The 21618-nt window shown below is 34.6% G+C and carries 21 protein-coding genes; 16 read left to right on the top strand and 5 right to left on the bottom strand.

Annotated features, from left to right (window positions below):
• Window positions 1-35: 35 nt before the first annotated feature.
• Window positions 36-2747, top strand: a complete 2712-nt coding sequence (locus HGP29_RS03095) for a D-alanine--D-alanine ligase family protein (RefSeq protein ID WP_168880864.1) — start codon at window positions 36-38, stop codon at window positions 2745-2747.
• A gap of 2 nt (window positions 2748-2749) precedes the next feature.
• Entirely contained in the window at window positions 2750-3592 is an 843-nt protein-coding gene (locus HGP29_RS03100; protein ID WP_168880866.1) for a PASTA domain-containing protein, read from the top strand.
• A 69-nt stretch (window positions 3593-3661) separates the two neighbouring features.
• Here the strand turns inward: HGP29_RS03100 and HGP29_RS03105 are convergent, their stop codons facing one another.
• From HGP29_RS03105 to folP, 3 genes are all read right to left on the bottom strand, one after another.
• On the bottom strand, window positions 3662-4543 hold the full coding sequence (locus HGP29_RS03105) for a leucine-rich repeat domain-containing protein (protein ID WP_168880868.1): 882 nt from the start codon (window positions 4541-4543) through the stop codon (window positions 3662-3664).
• Window positions 4544-4654: 111 nt separating this feature from the next.
• A complete protein-coding gene (gene cdaA, locus HGP29_RS03110) occupies window positions 4655-5473 on the bottom strand; it encodes a diadenylate cyclase CdaA (RefSeq protein WP_168880870.1) in 819 nt (272 codons plus the stop codon).
• 81 nt (window positions 5474-5554) lie between these two features.
• The gene (folP, locus tag HGP29_RS03115) at window positions 5555-6388 is read right to left on the bottom strand and encodes a dihydropteroate synthase (protein ID WP_211093185.1); all 834 of its coding nucleotides are present in this window, start codon (window positions 6386-6388) and stop codon (window positions 5555-5557) included.
• 72 nt (window positions 6389-6460) lie between these two features.
• Between folP and HGP29_RS03120 the strand changes: the two genes are divergently transcribed.
• From HGP29_RS03120 to HGP29_RS03135, 4 genes are all read left to right on the top strand, one after another.
• Window positions 6461-7009, top strand: coding sequence for a DUF1599 domain-containing protein (locus HGP29_RS03120; RefSeq protein ID WP_168880872.1), 549 nt, complete (start codon window positions 6461-6463; stop codon window positions 7007-7009).
• 75 nt (window positions 7010-7084) lie between these two features.
• On the top strand, window positions 7085-8245 hold the full coding sequence (locus tag HGP29_RS03125) for a BT_3928 family protein (RefSeq protein ID WP_168880874.1): 1161 nt from the start codon (window positions 7085-7087) through the stop codon (window positions 8243-8245).
• 5 nt (window positions 8246-8250) lie between these two features.
• Window positions 8251-9306 (top strand): ABC transporter permease, encoded by a 1056-nt coding sequence (locus tag HGP29_RS03130; protein ID WP_168880876.1) that lies wholly within the window; start codon window positions 8251-8253, stop codon window positions 9304-9306.
• A gap of 10 nt (window positions 9307-9316) precedes the next feature.
• Complete coding sequence (locus tag HGP29_RS03135; protein ID WP_168880878.1) at window positions 9317-9823, top strand: shikimate kinase; 507 nt, start codon at window positions 9317-9319, stop codon at window positions 9821-9823.
• A 45-nt stretch (window positions 9824-9868) separates the two neighbouring features.
• On the opposite strand, the gene HGP29_RS03140 is transcribed toward HGP29_RS03135, so the two are convergent.
• Window positions 9869-10735 carry a DUF3108 domain-containing protein gene (locus HGP29_RS03140; protein ID WP_168880880.1) on the bottom strand — a complete coding sequence of 289 codons (867 nt, stop codon included), beginning with the start codon at window positions 10733-10735 and terminating at the stop codon, window positions 9869-9871.
• Window positions 10736-10887: 152 nt separating this feature from the next.
• Here HGP29_RS03140 and HGP29_RS03145 point away from each other — a divergent pair, with 152 nt between their 5' ends.
• From HGP29_RS03145 to HGP29_RS03175, 7 genes are all read left to right on the top strand, one after another.
• On the top strand, window positions 10888-11667 hold the full coding sequence (locus HGP29_RS03145; protein ID WP_168880882.1) for a TatD family hydrolase: 780 nt from the start codon (window positions 10888-10890) through the stop codon (window positions 11665-11667).
• Between the two features lie 7 nt (window positions 11668-11674).
• The gene (locus tag HGP29_RS03150) at window positions 11675-12760 is read left to right on the top strand and encodes an asparaginase (RefSeq protein WP_168880884.1); all 1086 of its coding nucleotides are present in this window, start codon (window positions 11675-11677) and stop codon (window positions 12758-12760) included.
• A gap of 259 nt (window positions 12761-13019) precedes the next feature.
• Window positions 13020-13832: a MotA/TolQ/ExbB proton channel family protein gene (locus tag HGP29_RS03155; RefSeq protein ID WP_168880885.1), complete on the top strand. Its 813-nt coding sequence runs from the start codon at window positions 13020-13022 to the stop codon at window positions 13830-13832.
• 60 nt (window positions 13833-13892) lie between these two features.
• Window positions 13893-14240, top strand: a complete 348-nt coding sequence (locus HGP29_RS03160; protein ID WP_168880887.1) for a hypothetical protein — start codon at window positions 13893-13895, stop codon at window positions 14238-14240.
• A gap of 2 nt (window positions 14241-14242) precedes the next feature.
• A complete protein-coding gene (locus tag HGP29_RS03165) occupies window positions 14243-14791 on the top strand; it encodes an ExbD/TolR family protein (RefSeq protein WP_168880889.1) in 549 nt (182 codons plus the stop codon).
• Window positions 14792-14846: 55 nt separating this feature from the next.
• Complete coding sequence (locus HGP29_RS03170) at window positions 14847-15308, top strand: ExbD/TolR family protein (RefSeq protein ID WP_168880891.1); 462 nt, start codon at window positions 14847-14849, stop codon at window positions 15306-15308.
• A 70-nt stretch (window positions 15309-15378) separates the two neighbouring features.
• Window positions 15379-15891, top strand: a complete 513-nt coding sequence (locus HGP29_RS03175) for a flavodoxin family protein (protein WP_168880893.1) — start codon at window positions 15379-15381, stop codon at window positions 15889-15891.
• Window positions 15892-15923: 32 nt separating this feature from the next.
• On the opposite strand, the gene pulA is transcribed toward HGP29_RS03175, so the two are convergent.
• The gene (gene pulA / locus HGP29_RS03180) at window positions 15924-17948 is read right to left on the bottom strand and encodes a type I pullulanase (RefSeq protein WP_211093186.1); all 2025 of its coding nucleotides are present in this window, start codon (window positions 17946-17948) and stop codon (window positions 15924-15926) included.
• Window positions 17949-18660: 712 nt separating this feature from the next.
• On the opposite strand from pulA, the gene HGP29_RS03185 reads away from it, so the two are divergent.
• From HGP29_RS03185 to argC, 3 genes are all read left to right on the top strand, one after another.
• Window positions 18661-19242, top strand: a complete 582-nt coding sequence (locus tag HGP29_RS03185; RefSeq protein ID WP_168880896.1) for a GNAT family N-acetyltransferase — start codon at window positions 18661-18663, stop codon at window positions 19240-19242.
• Window positions 19243-19271: 29 nt separating this feature from the next.
• On the top strand, window positions 19272-20483 hold the full coding sequence (locus HGP29_RS03190; protein ID WP_168880898.1) for an argininosuccinate synthase: 1212 nt from the start codon (window positions 19272-19274) through the stop codon (window positions 20481-20483).
• Between the two features lie 126 nt (window positions 20484-20609).
• On the top strand, window positions 20610-21599 hold the full coding sequence (argC, locus tag HGP29_RS03195; protein ID WP_168880900.1) for an N-acetyl-gamma-glutamyl-phosphate reductase: 990 nt from the start codon (window positions 20610-20612) through the stop codon (window positions 21597-21599).
• The last annotated feature ends 19 nt before the right edge of the window (window positions 21600-21618 follow it).

The raw sequence follows: 21618 nt of genomic DNA on the forward strand, positions 1-21618 counted from the left end.
CAAAAACCTAATTCTTTTTCCTAAATTTGCTCGTCATGATGAAAGTAGGGATTTTTTTTGGAGGTATTTCGCGAGAACGTGAAATCTCCTTTGCAGGTGGTAGAACAGTGTATGATAACCTAGATAAGCACTTGTTTGAGCCCGTACCAATATTTGTAGATAGTTTAGGCAACTTCATTCATTTGGAGTGGTCATATGTATATAAAGGAACAGTAAGAGATTTTTATCCCCCAGTACAAAGTATTCCTGAAGAATTATCAGGTTTCCAGATGTATGTAGAATCTCTTGGTAAACTTACAGAAAGTGAGGCTTCTGAAATGGCCTCAAAAGTGGGCCGAAAAGTAAACCCAAGTGACTTTTCTGATTTATTTGACTTTGCCTTTTTAGCACTTCATGGTCCATTTGGTGAAGATGGAAACTTACAAGGTTTATTGGAGTGGTATGGTATTCCTTACTCAGGAGCAGGGGTTCTTTCTTCTGCGATCGGTATTGATAAAATTACTCAGAAGAAATTATTTAAAGACTTAGGTTTAACCACTCCAGATTATGAAGTGATTGAGACTAAGGATTTAGAAGACGATATTATTGAAACTACTTACAAAAACTTAAAAGCCTCTTTAGGTATGCCTTTAGTGGTGAAAGCACCTCGTCAGGGGTCTTCATTAGGCGTAAGTATTGTAAAAGAAGATAATCTTGAGGCATTTAAGCATGCTGCAAAAAAATCATTATTTATTGAGGAAGTAAGCCAATCAGATTGGGTATCACTTTCTGATGATGATAAGATACGTTTTGTACATGATTTTGTAGATGTGAGATTAGGTATTGGACTTCCTGTGTATGTAAATGGACAAGAAGATCATATCATCTATAATCCAAAAGAACTATACGATCACCTATCATCATCTTTTGATAAAGAAGGTTTAGAGTCTGTAAGTTATCAGTCATTAGACGCGGAAGAGCGTTTACTTATCGAACAACATGTAAAAGGTAGAGAGTTTTCATGTATCGTTGTTGAAGACGAAGATGGAACTCCACTAGCATTGCCGCCTACGGAAATTGTTAGAGGTAATGAAGGTGTATTTGATTACCGTTCTAAGTACCTTCCTGGTATGAGTAGAAAGGTGACACCTATTGATCTGCCATTAGAAAAAGTACGCGAAATTCAATCAGATTGTGAGGATTTATATAAGAAATTACAGTTTGATGTATATGCTCGTATCGATGGTTTTGTGACAGAAGACGGGACAGTTTATCTAAATGACCCGAATACTACTTCTGGAATGATGCCTTCTTCATTCTTTTTCCATCAGGCAGCCGAAATAGGATTGAACCCTTCTCAGTTCTTAACTTTCATCATAAGAACATCTTTGGCTTGTCGTATCAGATCAGGAAAGAATACAGTTGTTACAAAACCACTATTAAGAACACTAGATCAACAAATATCTCATTCTAATTCACTTCAACAGGAGTCTCTGAAAGTTGGTGTTATTATGGGAGGTTATTCTTCAGAACGCCATATTTCTGTTGAATCTGGTCGTAATATCTATGAAAAATTAGCATCATCACATAAGTATGAAGCTATTCCTATATTTCTGACTGGTGATCATGATAACCACGAGTTGTATGAATTGCCAGTTAATATCATGTTGAAGGACAATGCTGATGATATTAAATTAAAAGTAAATCAAGCTTTAGCAGGTGAGAAGAATGCTATTCTAACGGAAGCTATTGAAAAGGCGAAACCTATTACAAATAAGTATGCTGCAGGAGCTTGTTTTGATCCTAAACCTTTAAATTATGATACGCTAAAAGAGCGTGTTGATGCAGTATTTATTGCGTTACATGGTCGACCTGGCGAAGATGGTGCGGTACAGAAACATCTTAATGAAAAGCATATTCCATATAATGGTTCTGATGTTGATAGTTCAGAAATTACAATTGATAAATATGTAACAACAGAGATTCTAGGTAAGAAAGATATTTTTGTCGCTGAACATATGTTGTTAGAAAAATCTATCTGGCAAGAAGATGCAAAAGCAGCTATAGACCAGGTAGAAAGTCGTTTTAAATTTCCTCTTATTGCAAAACCTGCCGATGACGGATGTTCTTCTGCAGTAATGATGATTAAGAAGAGAGAACAGTTGGAAAACTTTGCCCTAGCGATGTTTAGATCTGAAGAAGAGGTAAGTGAAGAACTTCGCCTTAAATTGGATTTAGATAAAAACGAAGAATTTCCAAGTAAACAACGCATCCTGATTGAAGAATTGATTAGTGCAAAAGATGCAGATCATTTCCTTGAGATTACAGGAGGTATGTTAACAAAGTGGCATGAAGATGGCACTCGTTCATATGAAGTTTTCGAACCATCAGAAGCATTAGCTAGTGGAGAGATCTTATCTCTTGAAGAAAAGTTTTTGGCAGGGGAAGGTCAAAATATAACACCTCCTCGTTTCTCTACGAATCCAGAAGAACAAAAATGGGTTTCTGATGCAGTAAGAAAGGATTTAGAAAAAGTAGCTAAAACATTAAATGTACAAGGGTATTGTAGAATTGATGCTTTTGTGAGAATTTGGAAAGAAGAGAAAAAGGTAGAAACTATTGTAATTGAAGTGAATTCACTTCCAGGTATGACACCTGCTACTTGTATTTTCCATCAGGCAGCAATTAATGGATATAAGCCTTTTGATTTTATTGATAGTATCTTAGATTACGGAATTAAACGAACTGAAGCTAATCTTAGCAAATAATAATGGATAAAGACAAGATTAAAAAAATCGTTTTTGGAGACTCTCCTTTATCACTTTTAATAAACTTAGTTTTAATAGCTGTTGCTTTTGTTGTTATACTATTTTTATTCTTTCAGGTGTACTTGCCTTCTTCAACAAAGCATGCAGAGACGGTTACTGTACCTAAAGTAGATAGTATGTCATTAGTAGATGCTACAAAGCGTTTAGAGGCAGCAGGTTTACGAGTAGCTGTTTTTGATTCTGCTCCTGTGAATTATGATGCAGGATTACCTTACTTAACAGTTTTAGCTGCTACACCTAAGGCAGGTGAAAAGGTGAAAGATAACCGTAAAATCTATCTTACTGTTAACCCAGCTCAACCAGAAGCAATTACTTTAGATGACCTTTTAACTTCTTCGTTGAAAAATGCAGCTGAGGTGTTAAAGACGAAGGGAATTACTCCTGGTAAAGTAACTCGAGTGCCAGATCGTTATGAAGGTATTCTTGAGGTGCGTTACAGAGGAACAATGATTCAGAAGTACGATAAAAAGAGAGGTAAGAAAATTCTTACCAAAAATAAAGTACATAGAGGAGGAAAAGTTGACATTGTTGTTGGTGATGGCCTTGGTAAACAAGATACTGAAGTTCCTAATTTAGTAGGAATGTCAGAAGGTGATGCTGAGTTTGCTCTGTTTGGTCAAGGCTTAGGGAAAGGTAGAGTGCAATATATCCCATATGATACTATTCCAGGTGTTGTAGTGAAACAATATCCTTCAGCAGAGAAAGATGAAGAAGGTAAATATCCTAGAATTAGATTTGGTCGAACGATAGATCTTTGGGTGTCTGAATTTACAGGCAAACAATAAACTATCATGTATATAGAAACAGAAAAGGGAAGCATCTACGCTTCCCTTTTTTTATTTTCTTGTTATATCTTACATATCAAAAATGATTTGAGTATCATGTAACTCAAGTTTGAGTTTCTTAATATCACTTTTACTGATTGGGTTACCAGATAAAACCAAAACATCCAACCCTTTTAATTGACTAATATCTTTAGGTAGCTTCTTGAATTGATTTAATGATAAATCAAGCACTTTTAAAGATTTAAGTTGCTGAATATTTTTAGGCAAACTGTGCAATCTATTCCCCCTCAAATTTAGATAGGCTAAATGAGATAATGTTGTAATCTGATCAGGTAGTGATTTAATATTGTTATGGCTCAAGTTCAAGTCGTACAAATATGTACAGTTTTGTATAGATGAAGGGATATGTCGTAATTCATTGTGACCTATATCTAGGGAGAGTAAATATGAATTATTCCCTGTAATATTTTCTAGCTCAGAAATGTTATTATGGCTCAGATTTAATGCAATGAGGTGAGGATATTGATGATATTGTTGAGAAATACTTGCAACACCTTGATTTGACATGTCGATGTTGTATATCTCCTCATTGGGTGAATTTATATGGTCAATACGAACTGCTTCATTGCGCCCTAAAGTGTATGCAGCCTCGATCGCATCATAATATTCATTATCAATGGCAGCAATAAAATCTAGGCAGAAATTAGGGTTATAATACCCCATTTTTTTACCCAGTTGACTTTTAGCAAGCCCTCTATGATAATATGCTGATCCAAGATCATCTTGAATACTAACAGCCATTGTAAAACTGGAAATGGCCTCTAAATAATTTTCATTATTGAATTGTTCAACACCTCTTTCTAAAAATGACTGAGGATCATTATTTAAGGGGTGAAAGGCAAAGAGGGTAAGTATTATTGGGATAATTGCGACTTTTATGAAAATCTTCATAACAGTAAAAATTAGGTATAACAAGTAAGTACTTAATTAAACTGTTATCCCGAAAAATTAGTTTTTGTTTTTTTGTCTGATAAGTATGAAAACATACATGCATTGGAAGTGCTATGATTTCGGAGAATTATTCTCTTCATCATCAAGCATATAATTTCTGATTTTTCCTCTTAGTTCAATAGCAGAGATATTGTGGTCAATAACACCACCTTGGATAAATGACATCTGTCCAGTTTCTTCTGAAACAATTAATACTATACAGTTGGTATTTTCCGTCATACCAATACCTGCTCTATGTCTAAGACCCATGGTTGCAGGAATGTTAGGGTTTTCAGAAACAGGAAGGATACATCTTGCCGCTTGGATTCTATTTTTGTAGATCAAACAAGCACCATCATGCATGGGGCTATTTTTGAAAAAGATGGATAATAGAAGTCTCTTTGAAATTTTTGCATCGACATAATCTCCAGTTTCAGCATAGAACTGTAAAGCATCATCTTTAGAAATAACAATAAGTGCACCTGTATTGGTACCACTCATGTCTTTCATTGCATCAATGATAGAAGGGATGTCTAAATCAATTTCAGTTTCTTTACTCTTGGTTTTGAAGAGTTGAAACAAAGGGAAGTTTTTGAAATCAGTAGACTTTCCAATGATGAGTAAGAACTTTCGTATTTCCTGTTGGAAAAGGATGAAAGCTGCAATTACCCCAACATCAATAAACTGACTTAGAATCTCAGATAGTAATTCCATGTCAGTGGCTTTTACCACTAAATAAGTGAGGTAAATTGAAAGTCCACCAACAAATATTTTTAAAGCAACACTGCCTTTTATCAATTTATACATGTGAAACAACAACACCGATACCAATAGGATATCGAGGAAGTCCACAAAATTGATTTCTAAAAAGCCAACGCTGAATAATAACATTTATATTCGGTCTGAGATGTGATCACAAAAATCTAATATTCTATATACAAAAATAGACCCTTTCTTTAAAAAAGAAACTGTTTACGAGAGAAGTTTTACACATTCTACAGCTTGTTTTACATCATGTACTCTTAGAATGTTAGCTCCTTTCTGAATTGCAACAGTATTAATGACAGTTGTTCCATTTAGAGCATCTTGCGGAGTGATGTTTAACTTTTTGGTAATCATGGATTTACGAGATACTCCAATAAGAAGTGGGCATTCTAAAGACTGTAAAAGGTCTAACTCATGCAGTAACTCATAATTTTGCTCAAGTGTTTTAGCGAAACCAAAACCAGGGTCTAATATTAAATCACTACCTCCATCTTTAAGAAATTCATTTTTCTTTTCTGCAAAATGTCGAATGACCTCGTGTGTAACCCCACTTGGGTAATCAGTGAGTTGCTGCATCGTTTGAGGGTTTCCTCTCATATGCATCAAGATATAAGGAACATTTAGTTTTTTGACTGTATCAAACATTTTGTCATCTAAACTTCCTCCAGATATATCATTAATAATACTAGCACCCGCCTGAATACTTTTTTCTGCTACTTCACTTCTAAATGTATCAATAGAGATAATAGCTTGAGGATATTTCTCCTTAATCGATTCGATAATTGGAATTACTCTTTCTAATTCCTCAAAAGTAGATACATGGTCTGCACCAGGTCTTGAAGAGTAACCACCGATATCTAGAAAAGTGGCACCATCTTTCAACATTTGGTCTGCTTGTGCAACTGCATCTTCGATATAAACTTTTCTACTATGTGTATAAAATGAATCAGGAGTAGCATTTATGATACCCATGACTTTAGGAGTAGTTAATTCTAAAAGATTTCCAGAAATTTTAATTGAAAGGGGGGATGTTTTCATCATTTATTTTGATGTATCTATTAACTTTACGGCAAAGTTAGTTGAAAAAAATCACTAACAAAGTTAGAACAAGAAATGGCAGAGAAGACAGAACAAGAATTTAAGGCAGTGATTTCAAAATGTAGATCACTATTTGAAAAGAAAACGATTGATTACGGTACAGCTTGGAGAATATTACGATTATCTTCCATTACAGATCAAATCTATATCAAAGCAATGCGTATCCGCTCAATTCAAGAGAAAGGAACGCAAAAAATTGATGAAGATATTCTTGATGAATTCGTAGCGATTATCAATTATTGTTTGATGGCTTTAACTCAGCTAGAATTACTTGAAGACGAAAGAATGGAGTTGTCGGCAGAAGAAGTAATGAAGTATTACGATAAGCATGCTAACGAAACCATGAACTTAATGTTCAACAAGAACCATGATTATGGTGAAGCTTGGAGAATGATGAGAGTATCTAGTATCACTGATATTATTCTTATGAAATTACTTCGAGTGAAACAAATTGAAGGAAACGAAGGGAAAACTATTGTGTCTGAAGGAGTAGATGCTAATTATCAGGATATGATTAACTATTCGATATTTGCCTTGATTCTATCAGGTTTTGTATCAGAATAAATCCTATCTTTAGAAGACTTTTTTATTTAACGACTTTTTAGAACGACGAACAGCAACCTACTCAATAATAGACGAATGAGAGTTTTACAGAGAATTTTTGCCATACTTGTGGGATTAGTATTCATGGTGTCTGGATTTGTGAAAATCGACGACCCTATGGGGACTGCAATAAAATTTGAAGAATATTTCCATGTATTTGCAGATGATATGGCCGGAACAATAGGCTTTATGGAAGTGTTTTTCAATGAAATGGCACATTGGTCTTTGATATTGTCAGTACTTTTCTCGTCATTTGAATTTATCTTAGGTGTTGCTCTAGTTGTAAATTATAAACCTAGATTAATGCAGAAGGCTACATTAGCACTTTTAGTATTTTTCGGGTTCTTAACTTTTTATTCTGCATACTTTGATAAAGTAACAGATTGTGGATGCTTTGGAGATGCTATCAAATTCTCTCCTTGGGGATCTTTTACCAAAGACATCATTTTATTGGTGTTGCTTTTAGTGGCGATGGTTCTGACACCAAAAAAGAAAGCCTCTCAGTTTGGAACTTATGGAGGAGATAGAAATTATACAAAAGACAAATCAAACCCAATGCAAGTATTAATGGTATGGTTGTCTGTTTTCTTCTCTTTTGGTCTATGTTATTATGCTTTGGAACACTTGCCTCCAATAGACTTCAGACCATATCAGATAGGTGCAAATATTGAAGAAATGATGAAACCTCAAGCTCCATGTGTCAATGTTTATTACATGGAAAAAGATGGAGAGGAGAAGGTTTTTGAAACATATCCAACAGATCCTGCATGGAAATTTAAGAGGATGGAAATCTTAAATGAAGATGAGTGCAAACCACTTATTCCGGATTATTATGTTTCCAATGAAAATGGAGATGATCTGACAGAAATCACAACAACAGGAACAAAGTTGTTGATAATTGTACAGAATGTATCTAAAATTAATTTTGAGGTGATGGAACCTATCAATAAATTAATTGCAGATGTTTCTATGAAAGATGTAAAAGCAGTTACGATAACAAGTGATGCTTCAGATTTTGAGAAATTCAGACATGATGTACAACTTGCTACTCCTTATTATTATGCAGATGCAACTGTCCTTAAAGCTATGATCCGCTCTAACCCAGGGGTGATCTTAGTAAAAGATGGTACAATTTTAGGAAAATGGCATTATAATGATACTCCAACTGTGGAGGAATTAACTACTCTTATTGATTAATATCTGTGCTTCAATTTATAATAAATAGATTCTTATACGGATTATTGGTAATCTGGGGTGTGATCACAGTAGTGTTCATGCTTTTTCATGCCCTTCCTGGCGATCCTGTAGACCTTATGTCCGGTCAGCATGCTGATTTAGAGACAAGAGAGCTTATCCGTCATGAATTAGGACTAGATAAACCGTTGATCGTTCAATATGGTAGATACTTAAGTGATTTATCCATTATTTCAATTGAAGAAAACACAGAAAAAGCCGCTAAAAAATATCATTACTTCAAAGTGATTGGAGGAGAAAACTATTGCTTAGTTTTTAAGCCACCCTATCTTAGAAAGTCGTTTCAAACAAATAAGAGGGTAGATGATATTCTTCTTGAAAGCCTCCCTGGTACATTTTGGCTGTCGTTGGCTGCAATCTTAATTGCTTCTATATTGGGTGTGTTTTTAGGAGTGGTGGCAGCATTAAACTATGGACAGAAAATAGACCATTTTATTATTAGTGGTTCTGTAGTATTTATATCCATGCCGTCTTTCGTGTTAGCTATTCTAATGGCAATGATATTCGGTTATTATTTATCTGATATCACTCATTTGAGTATGACAGGATCATTATGGGTAAATGACCCTATTTATGGACGACAACTTCATCTGGAGAATATTATCTTACCTGCCATTACCCTCGCTACAAGACCTTTAGCAATCATTGTACAATTGACAAGAAGTTCTATGCTAGATGTGATGTCTCAGGATTATGTGAGAACAGCAAAAGCTAAAGGAGCTGGGTTTGTAAGAGTCGTAACTGTACATACATTAAGAAATGCCTTAAATCCTGTAATCACAGCAGTTTCAGGTTGGCTAGCGACGATGTTAGCAGGTGCATTTTTTATTGAATATATTTTCAAGTGGAAAGGATTAGGTTTTAAAACGATTCAGGCGGTAGAGTATTTAGATCTTCCAGTAGTAATGGGATCTACAATATTTATCGCATTTGGTTTTGTTGTTGTTAATATCTTCGTGGATATTTTGTATGCTGTCCTAGATCCTAAAATTAGACTGACTTAGAAAAGTTATTATGCGTATTTATTTGGTAGGTATGCCAGGAAGTGGGAAATCTACATTAGCAAAAGAATTATCAGAACTCATATCTCTACCATTTTATGATATGGATTCTGAAATTGAAATAAGAGAAGAAGCTCCAATACCAACAATTTTTGAATTGAATGGTGAGGACTACTTTAGAAAAGTAGAACAAAAGGTCGTTCAGGAATTTAAACCGGATAATTCGATTATAGCAACGGGAGGAGGAGCACCTTGTTTTTTCAATAATATGGAAGTGCTAAATCGATTAGGAACTACTGTGTTTGTAGATATAGCACCATTAGAGCTGACAGAGAGAGTTTGGGAACAACATGGTTCTAGACCATTACTCGCTCAAGAATCTAAAGAAGAGATATTTCAAGCAATACAGGCTAAAAGAGAACAACGACTACCGTTCTATAATAAAGCTCAGATAATTATTAATGGTGGAGTTAAAACACCAAAAGAATTAGCAGAAGAGATCAAAGACGCTTTGTATTAAGAAAAAAGGCCTTCGTAGAATTTTAAATCTACGAAGGCCTTTTATTTATTTTACCTTTTTGAGCTTTTCTTTTAGTCCTTTATATCGGACAAGATCAACATTAACGGCTCCTACAATAAGTTCGGCCTGAATTTTTAATGGGATACGATTTACATCGTTAGATACCCAAAATTTAATAGGGTGAGTTCCAGAAAAAAGGTCATTCTCCGGCATAATTGGTGACATTACAAAGGAATCAATTCTTCCGAATTTTGTATAACACTTTTCCCTACCTAAATAAACTATGTCGAAATCATAAGCCTTATTTTCCCAGAAAGCATTCATTTTGATGGTGTCTCCTTCACTCATTTTCTCATAATCAAGAGTTCTCAAGTAATAATATCCTGAAATAATATCATGAGTATTAGGCTTCATCTCAAAATGTTCATTTTTGATGTCTTCAGGTTTATCCTTCTTATACCAATGAGATTCAACTTTTCCGTTTTCTTGATCGAAATCTAATTTTTCAACTAGTGTATATCCACCTTCAACAATATCTCTGTTAAACTGAGCAGGAAATCTAGTATCTGTGTTAAAGTAACTTTGCCATAGGTCTCTTATTTTCATTGTCATACCGAAAATACCGATACTTCTACCTGTAACATCCACTTTATAACATTCCTGGTCGTTTACATTTTTTGTGTGTTTGTCTAGTTTTACAACAGCTTCACCTGCTTCAAACATAGCATAACCTGCAATATATGTTAGCATTTCTCCTTTTTGAAATTCGATGTTTTCTAAAACAGGAGGGTTTTCTAATTTTTTATTTTGAGTAGTATCAGAAGGGTTTTCAAATGAATTGAACCCAAAAAGGCCCATTCCAATAAAAATTGAAGCACAAGTTAATTTTATATTTTTTTTATTGAGTCTCATGGATTACTATGAATTACTTAATAATTAATTTCAATATTAGCCATTATTTTGGAATAAGGTGAAACCTATTGAAAAAATTAGATTTCAGTACTAGGACCAATTTCAATGAAGCTATTAGATTTGCGTGATTAACATTTAAAAAATTGATAAAAATGATAGACACTCACGCTCATATATATTCAGACAAATTTAAAGAAGATATCGACAATGTTTTAGCTTCAGCATTTGATAATGGACTGAAACATATATTAATGCCAAATATCGACCATACCTCTATAGACGGAATGTTGGCTTTGGAGGATAAATATTCTTCACAATGTTTGTCAATGATGGGTTTGCATCCTTGTCATGTTGATAAAAATTTTGAAAAAGAATTATATATCGTTGAAGATTGGTTGAATAAGAGAAAGTTTGTTGCTGTTGGAGAAATGGGTCTAGATCTGTATTGGGATAAGACTTTTAAAGAACAACAAATTGAAGCTTTTAAGATTCAGGCAGAATTGGCAAAGAAACACCAACTACCTTTAGTTATTCATGCTAGAGACGCAATGACAGAAACGATAGAGTTATTAGAAGAATTAGCCTGTGATGAACTTTTTGGAGTCTTGCATTGCTTCACTGGTACTCTTGAGGAAGCGAACAGAATTATTGATGTAAACTTCAAACTTGGAATTGGTGGTGTTGTCACTTTTAAAAATGGAGGTCTGGATAAAGTAGTGCCACATGTGGATTTGAAACATATGGTATTAGAGACAGACAGCCCTTACTTAGCACCTAAACCATTTAGAGGGAAAAGAAACCAACCTTTGTATACTACTTATGTATGTGATAGGGTTGCTGACTTATTAGGCATAAGCGGAGCAGAAGTAGAAGAAGCTACTGACCGCAATGCATATGATTTATTTGACATAGAAAACTACCTTTCAAAATAATCCAGAAATGTCAACAAGAACTTACTTTAAAACTGTAAATATCAATTCTACAGGTCCTAACACTTCCGATACATCGATTCTTTTGATTTATACAGGAGGAACAATTGGTATGGATAGACACCCAGAAACAGGGAGTCTAATACCATTTGATTTCGAAAAAATTATTGATGCTGTTCCTGAGTTAAGAGCATTTGATTTTGAATTAACGGTCATTTCATTAGACCCATTAATTGACTCGTCAGATGTTACGTCACAGCATTGGGTACAGTTAGGAACTATTATAGAAGAGTTTTATGAAGACTTTGATGGCTTTGTAATACTTCATGGAACAGACACTATGGCCTATACTGCTTCGGCATTAAGTTTTATGTTAGATGGAGTACATAAGCCTATCATACTTACAGGTTCTCAGTTACCGATTGGAGAGAAGAGGACAGATGCTAGAGAAAACTTAATGTCAGCTTTAGAAATAGCATCCGAGCGTCATGAATCGGGTGAGATGTTGGTTCAGGAGGTATGTATTTGTTTTAACAGTAAGTTATTAAGAGGTAACCGTTCTAAAAAGTCACAGAATTTTAATTTTACGGCATTCCGTTCTTATAATTATCCATCCTTAGCGGAAGCAGGAATTTTTATAGAATACAAACGAGACATGTTTTGGAAAGATCCGATCAATGGTCCGGTCAGATCCATGAAAGAGATCAATGCCAATGTAATGTTATTGAAGATATTCCCTGGTATGCATAAAGAGATGATAGCTCATATGCTAAAACAACCTCAATTACAGGGTGTCATTCTAGAATCATATGGATCAGGAAACATTCCATCGTCTGGTTGGTTTATAGAGTTGATTGAAGAAATCGTAAAGAAAGGGGTTATTGTTGTCAACATTTCTCAGTGTACTGGTGGAACTGTAATGCAAGGACACTACGCCACAAGTGCCAAGCTGAATAAGATCGGTGTTTTGAGTGGGAAGGATATGACCACTGAAGCAGCCTTAACAAAGTTAATGTGTCTGTTAACAAAGTATAAAGATTCAGAAAGGGTTAAAGAGTTGATAGGCATACCTTTAAAAGGAGAATTGACACTATAAATTAACTAACTATAACATTTATTAGGTTTATTAGTGTCTTTTCAGCGTTTATAATTGAATAGGTCACTTGTATATCAATTTAATTATATTTTTCTTTGCGAGTCAGTAGTCGTTAAAAACTATCAAAAAAGATACTAATTCAAGTTTTAGTATTAACTTGCTCAACGATTACGGATGATAGTCAAACAAATTTATTATTACAGTATCGGTGAGTGGTTTGTTTTTATTTGACAAACTGCGATCTGAACGTTAGAGAGTTATGAAAAGAGTATTCGCGTTATTGATGTTTTTCTGTGCATTGACTTTAGGTATCGCACAGTCTTATGCGCAAGATGAAACAACTGAAGAAGCTACTACAGAACAAGTAGCTGAAGAGACAACATCTGCAGCAGTTACTGAAATTTCAGGTGACGAAGTAGCACAAGTTGAAGAATTATCTTTCACTCAAGCAGTGAAACAAAAATTCATCGAAGGTGGTTGGGAATTCATGGGAGCTGTATTGCTTACATTAATCCTTGGTTTAGCAATCGCTATCGAGCGTGTGATTACATTATCACTTTCAACTACAAACACTAAAAAATTATTAGTTAAAGTTGAAGAGGCTTTATCTAATGGTGGTGTTGAAACAGCTTTAGATGTAACTAAAGCTACTCGTGGTCCAGTTGCTTCAATCTTCACGCAAGGTTTAATGAGAGCTTCTGAAGGTATCGAAATGGTTGAGAAATCAGTTGTTGCTTACGGTTCAGTAGAAATGGGTAAATTAGAAAGAGGTTTACCTTGGATCTCATTATTTATCGCTATGGCACCAATGTTAGGTTTCATGGGTACGGTAATCGGTATGATCGGTGCATTCGACGCAATCGAAGCAGCTGGTGATATTTCTCCTTCGCTTGTAGCAGGTGGTATTAAAGTAGCCCTACTTACTACAGTAGCTGGTCTAATCGTAGGTGTAATTCTTCAAGTATTCTACAACTACTGTGTATCAACTATCGACGGTATCGTATTAGAAATGGAAGATGCTTCAGTTTCTTTAATCGATATCTTAGTGAAACACAAATTGTCTGCTAACTAGTAGACCCCTATTTACAAAAAGTAAATAGTAGATTGTAGAACTTAGAAATTTATTACGATTATGAACGGTGAAGCTATATTTACAGAATATTTGCTACCATTCACAGGTATATTGATCATTATTGCACTAGTTGCTACGGTAGTTGGTTTCTTAATGTCAATTGCTACTGATCCAAAATCAGCAATCACTGTATTAGGTACAGTTGCTGGGTTAGCAATTTTATTCTTTATTGGTTATTCAATGGCTGATAGTTCTGTTACAGCAAGAGAATTAAACGAGTTCGGAGTGAACGAAGATCTATCACAAAAAATTGGTGGTATCTTAAACATGACGTACTACTTATTCGGAATCTCAATCGTTGCGATTGTGATTGACGCTGTACAAAGAATCATTAAATCTATTGGATAGTTATGTTAAAGAAGAAGAAAAAAGAAACACCAGAAATTAATGGTGGAGCAATGGCGGATATCGCCTTCCTTTTGCTTATCTTCTTCTTGGTGGCAACAACAATTGCATCTGATAAAGGTGTGACAGTAATGTTACCTCCAAAGGCGGAGGATGTAGACGTAAAGGTAAAAACTCGTAACGTATTCAACATTCTTGTGAACTCACAAGATATGATGCTTGCACAGGAAGAACAAGTTGATCTTCCTAGGTTAAGAGAAATGGTTAAAGAGTTTGTTCTTAACAATGGTAAGAACAAAGATATGTCTGAATCACCGCAAAAGGCTATTATTTCATTAAAGACTGACCGTGGTACAACTTATGAGATGTACATCGGTGTAATTGATGAATTAAAGTATGCTTACGCAGAAATGCGTGCTTTATACTTAAAAATGCCTTTAGAAGATTATCAAGCATTAGATAAAGATAATCCTGCTCATAAAGAAAAGCTTCAAGATGCTAAAAAGGCAATCCCTTACAAAGTATCTGATGCGGAGCCTTCTGAGATAAAATAATTTGTAATCATCAAACGTCACCAATTTAGGTGGCGTTTGTACAAATACTTTGCAAATGGCAACGTTTAAGAAAAAAACAAAAACGAAGCAGGATATTCCTACTTCGGCCTTGCCAGATATCATCTTCATGCTATTGTTCTTCTTTATGATTTCGACGACTTTCCGTGAGTCTGAGTTATTAGTAAAGAACTCTTTGCCACAAGCATCTGAGTTAACAAAGCTTGAAAAGAAATCGCTAGTATCTTATATCTATATCGGTGAGCCTCAAGATTCGAAAAAATTCGGTTCTGAAGCACGTATTCAAGTTAACGATGTATTGATCGACGCTGATCAAATCGTTCAACATGTAATCACTGAGAAAGATAAGCTAGGTGAGGACGGTGATAAAATCACTATGTCACTTAAAATTGACAGAGAAGCAAAAATGGGTGTAATTTCAGACGTACGTCAGAAACTTAGAGATGCTAACGCTCTTAAAGTGAACTACGCTGCGAACAAGAGATTACGTTTCGAATAAGCAGATTCTGTTAAACATAAAAAGGTCAAGTCTAAATATAGGCTTGACCTTTTTTATTTTATATTCAAGTATGAAAGGTGTAATAATATTAGGCAGTGCCAATAGTAAAGGAAATACATATACCTTATTGAAGACCATCAATAAGGACCTTGATTTTGATGTCGTTGATTTAAATGATTATAATATCCAGCCGTTTGATTACGAGTTTAAGAATCGAGAGGACGATTTTTATAACTTGATTTCAAAAATGATAGAGTATGACATTATAGTACTGGCAACTCCTGTGTATTGGTATACTATGAGTGGTATTTTAAAGATGTTTTTAGATCGTTTTTCTGACTGTTTAATGATCTATAAAGAAATAGGACGTCAATTGAGGGGGAAATCGCTTTCAGTAATTAGTACAGGAAGTGACAACGTATTGAAAGAAGGATTTTATATGCCTTTTGAAGAAACTGCTAAATATTTAGGTATGAGTTGGAAGGATGGAATTTACTTCTCATCTGACAAACTAAGTCAACTGGATAGCCATCATTCTAGAATACATTCGTACTGTAAAGCAATAAAAAAGGGTAACCAATAAATGATTACCCTCTAATATTATTTCTTGATTTTTTACTCTTTGACCATTACTAATGGTGCTACTCCGTTAACAACTAAGTTTGATGTAGTCTTTATTCCTTTAGGGTTAGCATTATTGCCATCAGCTAAAATCTTCCATTTTCCTTTTGTAAAGAACTTCGAGACATTTTTACTGCTTTTATTTGCATTATAAACGACTGCGATTTCCTTTGCTGAGTCACCATTCGCATTACCAGAGATAGTATATGCAACTAATAAAGGATCTTTTGTATCAATAAATTTCAAATGTTTTTGAATCATTTCTGTAGAAGGCATTCTGAAAGCAGGGTGAGCTTTTCTGATTTCAATAAGTCCTTGATAGTACTCAAAAACATCTTTATGTTGAAATTTCCAGTTGTAATCTAATTTGTTAAGAGCATCAGGTTTATTGTAAGAATTGTGTTCTCCTCCTTTTGTTCTCATCATTTCGGCTCCAGAATGAATAAACGGAATACCTTGTGATGTTAAAATAACAGTAGAAGTTAAACGATGCATTCTTTCTAGATCTTTCTCTGTAGCTTTTGGTTGAGATACTTTAAGCTTATCATATAAAGTATGATTATCATGACAAGAAACATATGTAACAGTTTGGGTTGGTTGTGGAGCCCATGCAGACTTGGAGTAATTTACTTTTGAGTAGTCTACTTGAGGATGTTGTGTAGAGGCTACAACACCGAACTTTATTGCCTCAACTAACTCTTTATTTCCTTGTACAAAACCAATTTCATCATCATAAAAGACACTACCTTTTAATGCGTCTCTGATATCATCTGAAAATGCAGCAACGCCATTCATTTTTGGAGTATTTGCTTTTAATGCTCTTTTGTCTTCTGGAAGTGGTGAATCTCCAGCATTCCAACCTTCGCCATAAATGATTATAGATGGATCAACCTCGTCATGTAACCTTTTAGCTAACTCTGTCATCGTTTCTGTGTCATGGATTCCCATTAAATCAAAACGGAACCCATCAAGGTGATATTCTTCGGCCCAATACAATACTGATTCAATCATGTATTTTCTCATCATTGCTCTTTCTGATGCAGTTTCATTACCACATGCAGAGGCATTTGAATATCCTCCTTCAGCATTTTGTCTATAGTAATATCCTGGAACTTCTAAAGAGAAGTTAGATTCATCACCTTGTGATGTGTGATTGTACACGACATCAAGTACTACTCTTATTCCTTTTTTATGGAAAGCTTGAACCATTTCCTTGAACTCCTTAATTCTAACAGCTCCATCATGTGGATTAGTAGAGTAAGAGCCTTCTGGAACATTATAGTTTTGAGGATCATACCCCCAGTTGTATTGTGGTTGATCCAATTTTGTTTCATCAACGGTTTTATAATCAAATGAAGGAAGTAAGTGAACATGAGTAACACCTAACTCTTCAATATGATCAATACCTGTTTTTAAGCCTTTATCACTAACGGTACCTGTTTCAGTAAGACCTTTGAACTTTCCTTTATTAGTAACACCTGAGTTTTCTGCAATTGTAATATCTCTTACATGGATTTCATATAGGATGGCATCCGTTAAGTTTTTTAATGGAGGTCTTTTGTCTTTGTCCCACCCTGTAGGGTTAGTTGAGGCTAAATCAACAATTTGTCCTCTCATACCATTTGCACCAGTTGCTACAGCGTAAATGCCAGGTGTTTCATCAAATTCTTTACCACCGATTCTAACTTGATAGGTATAATATTTACCTAATAGATTTTCGTTGATTGAAATACTCCAGGTTCCTTTTTCAGTCGCTTCCATGTCAACTGTTTTGAAAGGAGTTCCACCTAAGTCTTGATCATACAGTTTAAGCGTAACGGTAGAAGCGGTAGGTGACCACATCTTAAATGAAGTTTTCCCTTTTGTGTAGTCTACTCCAAGTTGACCATCAAATGCTGGATAATTGTTGTAAGATGAGGTATCAAAATCGTTGTGTCCATCCATATTTTTTTGTTGACATGCATTAAAAGCAAGTGTTCCTAAAGCAATGGTAAGGAACCAAAATCTAAAGTTCTTCATTTTCATATTTAGTACTGTGGATAATGAAATTGATGTATCAATATCTGAAAATCAGTAAATAAACTGAAAATAACAATGACCTATATTCGAATTATATTCTGCATACGGTTGCATAACTTATTTTAATTAAAGATTCAGCTTTATCCTCTTCAATTTTATTGATCTTGAGAAAATCTCAAGGTATGATTGAGTACTTATTTTAGTCTCTAAAAAGTGGCTTATAAAACTAAGTTTTTGATATGATGATAAGTTCTATACTTAAGATTTTGTTGAATGATGTGAAAGAACAAAGTGTTCAAAATTTAACATCGAATATAGAGGTGTTCAAAATTTAACACTCTGTATTTTAAATTTTTCATTACAAAATTAAATTCATTAAAAAAGTACTAATAAAAGGCTGATTTGCTTGAATTTATCATTTTAAAATATCTACTTTGAATCATCGGAAAACAAAAATGAGTACACTTAATACATATATCGCCAATAAAAATTTGGTACATGCGAGCTTTAAAATTGTATGTAGTAATGAGTGTATATCTCCCCATTTTTATCGACGTAGAAAGCGATGTTCTCTCTGGTAATTCACTTCTAATTGATAGTATTTTACCAAGTTTTTTTCTTAAGTACAGACGTCGATAAAAAATAAACCACTATTTTCATTAATACCCCGATTTCGGGAACGAAAATGACAATTAAGAATACCATTCAAGAAATGAAACATATATCAACCTTCACTATAGTTGAGGCAAATATTGATGTGCATAAAGACTATGCAAAAGATATATGTGCTCAGATAGAGGAGTCGGCAAAAGCGAGAGGAACAGGTATTGCCAAAAGAAGCGTAGATTATATTGAAAATAAATTTATGGAGGGAAAAGGCATTATCGCTATTGCTGATGATGGAACTTTTGCCGGATTTTGTTATATTGAATCTTGGGGACACAACAAATATGTTGCTAATTCGGGTCTAATTGTAAATCCTCAATTCAGAGGAACAGGATTAGCAAAAGCAATTAAGAAGAAAGCTTTCCAACTTTCAAGAAAAAAATATCCATCTGCGAAATTATTTGGTCTGACTACCTCATTGCCTGTGATGCGAATTAATAGTGAATTAGGGTATAGACCTGTTACATTTTCTGAATTAACAGATGATGAGCAATTCTGGAAAGGATGTCAAAGTTGTGTCAACTATGATATTCTTCAACGTACAGAACGTAAACATTGTCTTTGTACAGGGATGATTTTTGATCCCAACGATCCAAGGTACAAATCGACAGTAGAAGAAATAAACTAAAGAAATAAACAATAAAAGATTAAGAAGAGATGAGTAAGAAAGTGGTCTTAGCCTTCAGTGGTGGATTAGATACTACATATTGTGTGAAATATCTTTCAGAGGAGAGAGGGCTAGAGGTGCATACCGCTATCGTTCAAACAGGAGGTTTTTCTGATGATGAATTAAAAGAGATTGAGGAAAAAGCATACACTTTAGGTGTAAAGTCTCACATCACTTTAGATCAGACAGAAACTTTCTATGATCAATGTGTAAAATATTTAGTATTCGGTAACGCTTTACGTTACAATACATATCCTTTATCTGTAAGTGCAGAACGTGTATTCCAAGCATTAGCTATTGCTGAATATGCAAAGAGCATTGGTGCTGATAGTATCGCTCACGGTTCTACAGGTGCAGGTAATGACCAAATTCGTTTCGATATGGCATTTAAAATTATTTGCCCAGAAGCGGAAATTATTACACCAATTAGAGATAATCAATTATCTAGACAAGATGAGATTGATTTCTTAATTTCTAAAGGTGTAGATGGTGATTGGGCAAAATCAATGTACTCAATTAACCAAGGATTATGGGGTACTTCAGTAGGAGGTAAAGAAACTTTAGGTTCTCGTTATACACTTCCAGAAGAAGCTTATCCAACACAAGTGACGGAAACTATTCCTAAGAAAATCAGCCTTACTTTTGAAAAAGGTGAGTTAGTTGGTATCGACGGAAAAATATATGACAAACCAGTACATGCTATCCAAGAGTTGAACAAAATTGCTTCTCCTTTTGGTATTGGTAGAGATATCCATGTTGGCGATACGATTATTGGTATTAAAGGTAGAGTTGGTTTTGAAGCAGCTGCACCTGTACTAACAATTAAAGCACATCACCTGTTAGAAAAGCATACGCTAACGAAATGGCAATTGTACTGGAAAGAACAACTAGGTAACTACTACGGTATGTTGACTCATGAAGGACAATGGATTGATCCTGTGATGCGTAATATCGAGAAGTTCTTAGCAGATACTCAAGACCATGTATCAGGAGAAGTGTTTGTAACATTATATCCATACCGTTTTGAATTAGAAGGTATTGAGTCGAAATATGACTTGATGAATGACAAATTCGGAGCTTATGGTGAAATGAACAATGCTTGGACTGGTGAAGACGCTCGTGGTTTTGCGACAATCTTAGCAAATCAAAACATGATCTTCGGTAAAGTGAAAGAAGCTGCTGAAGAGACTGTTACTGAATAAAAGATTTTTAGGTTTTTAAACCTGATAACTTGAATTGGTATAACTACTAAGGGTGCAGATTACTTCTGCATCCTTTTTTACAGAAAAAAAAACGAAACAAACTTACAATAACTAAAGATAAAGATCATGAAAATTGGAATCATTGGCGGTGCCGGTATGACTGGTGGAGAGCTATTAAGAGTCGTATTAAATCATCCTGAAATTGAAATTGCATACGTACATAGCCGCTCACAAGTAGGCAAACCATTATATGCTGTTCATAAAGATCTTTTTGGTGAAACTGATATTGTATTTACTGGAGAAATAGCAGACGCTGACGTTGTGTTCTTATGTTTAGGTCATGGTGAGTCTGTAAAGTTTTTAGAAGATAATACATTCGACCCTTCTACTGTAATTATAGATCTTAGTCAAGACTTTAGATTAGGTGAAGGCATCGTAGAAAATAGATCAATGAAGTTAGGTGATAGAGAATTTATCTACGGTCTTCCTGAACTTCAAAAAGAAGCAATAAAATCTGCAAAAAATATCGCAAATCCGGGTTGTTTTGCAACAGCTATTCAGATTGCTTTATTACCACTAGCAGCATCTCAAAAATTAAATGACGAAGTACACATTAGTGCAATCACAGGTTCTACAGGAGCGGGTGTAAAGCTAATGGCAAGTACAGCTTTTACATGGAGAACAAGTAATATCTCACATTATAAAGCTTTCCAACATCAACATTTATTAGAGATCGGACAAAGCTTGAATCAATTGCAAGATGGATTCAATCATAAAATCAACTTTATTCCTTATAGAGGAAACTTTACGAGAGGAATTTTAGCTTCTTGTTATTTAAAGTCTGATTTGTCTCAAGAAGAAGCTGTAAAATTATTCAAAGATTATTATGCTGATGCTGCATTCACACATGTATTAGACGGTCCGTTAGACTTGAAGCAAGTAGTGAATACCAACAGAGGTTTCATCAGTATCGAAAAGCATGATGATACTTTATTAGTGACATCTGCAATTGATAATTTATTAAAAGGTGCAGTTGGTCAAGCAGTTCAGAATATGAACTTAATCTTTGGTTTAGATGAGAAAACAGGTCTAAACCTTAAACCAATGGCATTTTAATTTTCACCTTAAGAACAGA

Origin of the sequence: Flammeovirga agarivorans, from assembly GCF_012641475.1 — a bacterium.
In the GTDB taxonomy this organism is placed as follows: domain Bacteria; phylum Bacteroidota; class Bacteroidia; order Cytophagales; family Flammeovirgaceae; genus Flammeovirga; species Flammeovirga agarivorans.

Excerpts from the sequence above, each read along its gene's own strand:
- HGP29_RS03095 (WP_168880864.1), top strand. The coding sequence starts at position 36 with ATGATGAAAGTAGGGATTTTTTTTGGAGGTATTTCGCGAGAACGTGAA.
- HGP29_RS03185 (WP_168880896.1), top strand. The coding sequence starts at position 18,661 with ATGAAACATATATCAACCTTCACTATAGTTGAGGCAAATATTGATGTG.
- HGP29_RS03100 (WP_168880866.1), top strand. The coding sequence starts at position 2,750 with ATGGATAAAGACAAGATTAAAAAAATCGTTTTTGGAGACTCTCCTTTA.
- HGP29_RS03160 (WP_168880887.1), top strand. The coding sequence starts at position 13,893 with ATGAACGGTGAAGCTATATTTACAGAATATTTGCTACCATTCACAGGT.
- HGP29_RS03125 (WP_168880874.1), top strand. The coding sequence starts at position 7,085 with ATGAGAGTTTTACAGAGAATTTTTGCCATACTTGTGGGATTAGTATTC.
- HGP29_RS03155 (WP_168880885.1), top strand. The coding sequence starts at position 13,020 with ATGAAAAGAGTATTCGCGTTATTGATGTTTTTCTGTGCATTGACTTTA.
- folP (WP_211093185.1), bottom strand. The coding sequence starts at position 6,388 with ATGATGAAAACATCCCCCCTTTCAATTAAAATTTCTGGAAATCTTTTA.
- pulA (WP_211093186.1), bottom strand. The coding sequence starts at position 17,948 with ATGAAGAACTTTAGATTTTGGTTCCTTACCATTGCTTTAGGAACACTT.
- HGP29_RS03135 (WP_168880878.1), top strand. The coding sequence starts at position 9,317 with ATGCGTATTTATTTGGTAGGTATGCCAGGAAGTGGGAAATCTACATTA.
- cdaA (WP_168880870.1), bottom strand. The coding sequence starts at position 5,473 with ATGTTATTATTCAGCGTTGGCTTTTTAGAAATCAATTTTGTGGACTTC.
- HGP29_RS03165 (WP_168880889.1), top strand. The coding sequence starts at position 14,243 with ATGTTAAAGAAGAAGAAAAAAGAAACACCAGAAATTAATGGTGGAGCA.
- HGP29_RS03140 (WP_168880880.1), bottom strand. The coding sequence starts at position 10,735 with ATGAGACTCAATAAAAAAAATATAAAATTAACTTGTGCTTCAATTTTT.
- argC (WP_168880900.1), top strand. The coding sequence starts at position 20,610 with ATGAAAATTGGAATCATTGGCGGTGCCGGTATGACTGGTGGAGAGCTA.
- HGP29_RS03190 (WP_168880898.1), top strand. The coding sequence starts at position 19,272 with ATGAGTAAGAAAGTGGTCTTAGCCTTCAGTGGTGGATTAGATACTACA.
- HGP29_RS03150 (WP_168880884.1), top strand. The coding sequence starts at position 11,675 with ATGTCAACAAGAACTTACTTTAAAACTGTAAATATCAATTCTACAGGT.
- HGP29_RS03120 (WP_168880872.1), top strand. The coding sequence starts at position 6,461 with ATGGCAGAGAAGACAGAACAAGAATTTAAGGCAGTGATTTCAAAATGT.
- HGP29_RS03175 (WP_168880893.1), top strand. The coding sequence starts at position 15,379 with ATGAAAGGTGTAATAATATTAGGCAGTGCCAATAGTAAAGGAAATACA.
- HGP29_RS03170 (WP_168880891.1), top strand. The coding sequence starts at position 14,847 with ATGGCAACGTTTAAGAAAAAAACAAAAACGAAGCAGGATATTCCTACT.
- HGP29_RS03105 (WP_168880868.1), bottom strand. The coding sequence starts at position 4,543 with ATGAAGATTTTCATAAAAGTCGCAATTATCCCAATAATACTTACCCTC.
- HGP29_RS03145 (WP_168880882.1), top strand. The coding sequence starts at position 10,888 with ATGATAGACACTCACGCTCATATATATTCAGACAAATTTAAAGAAGAT.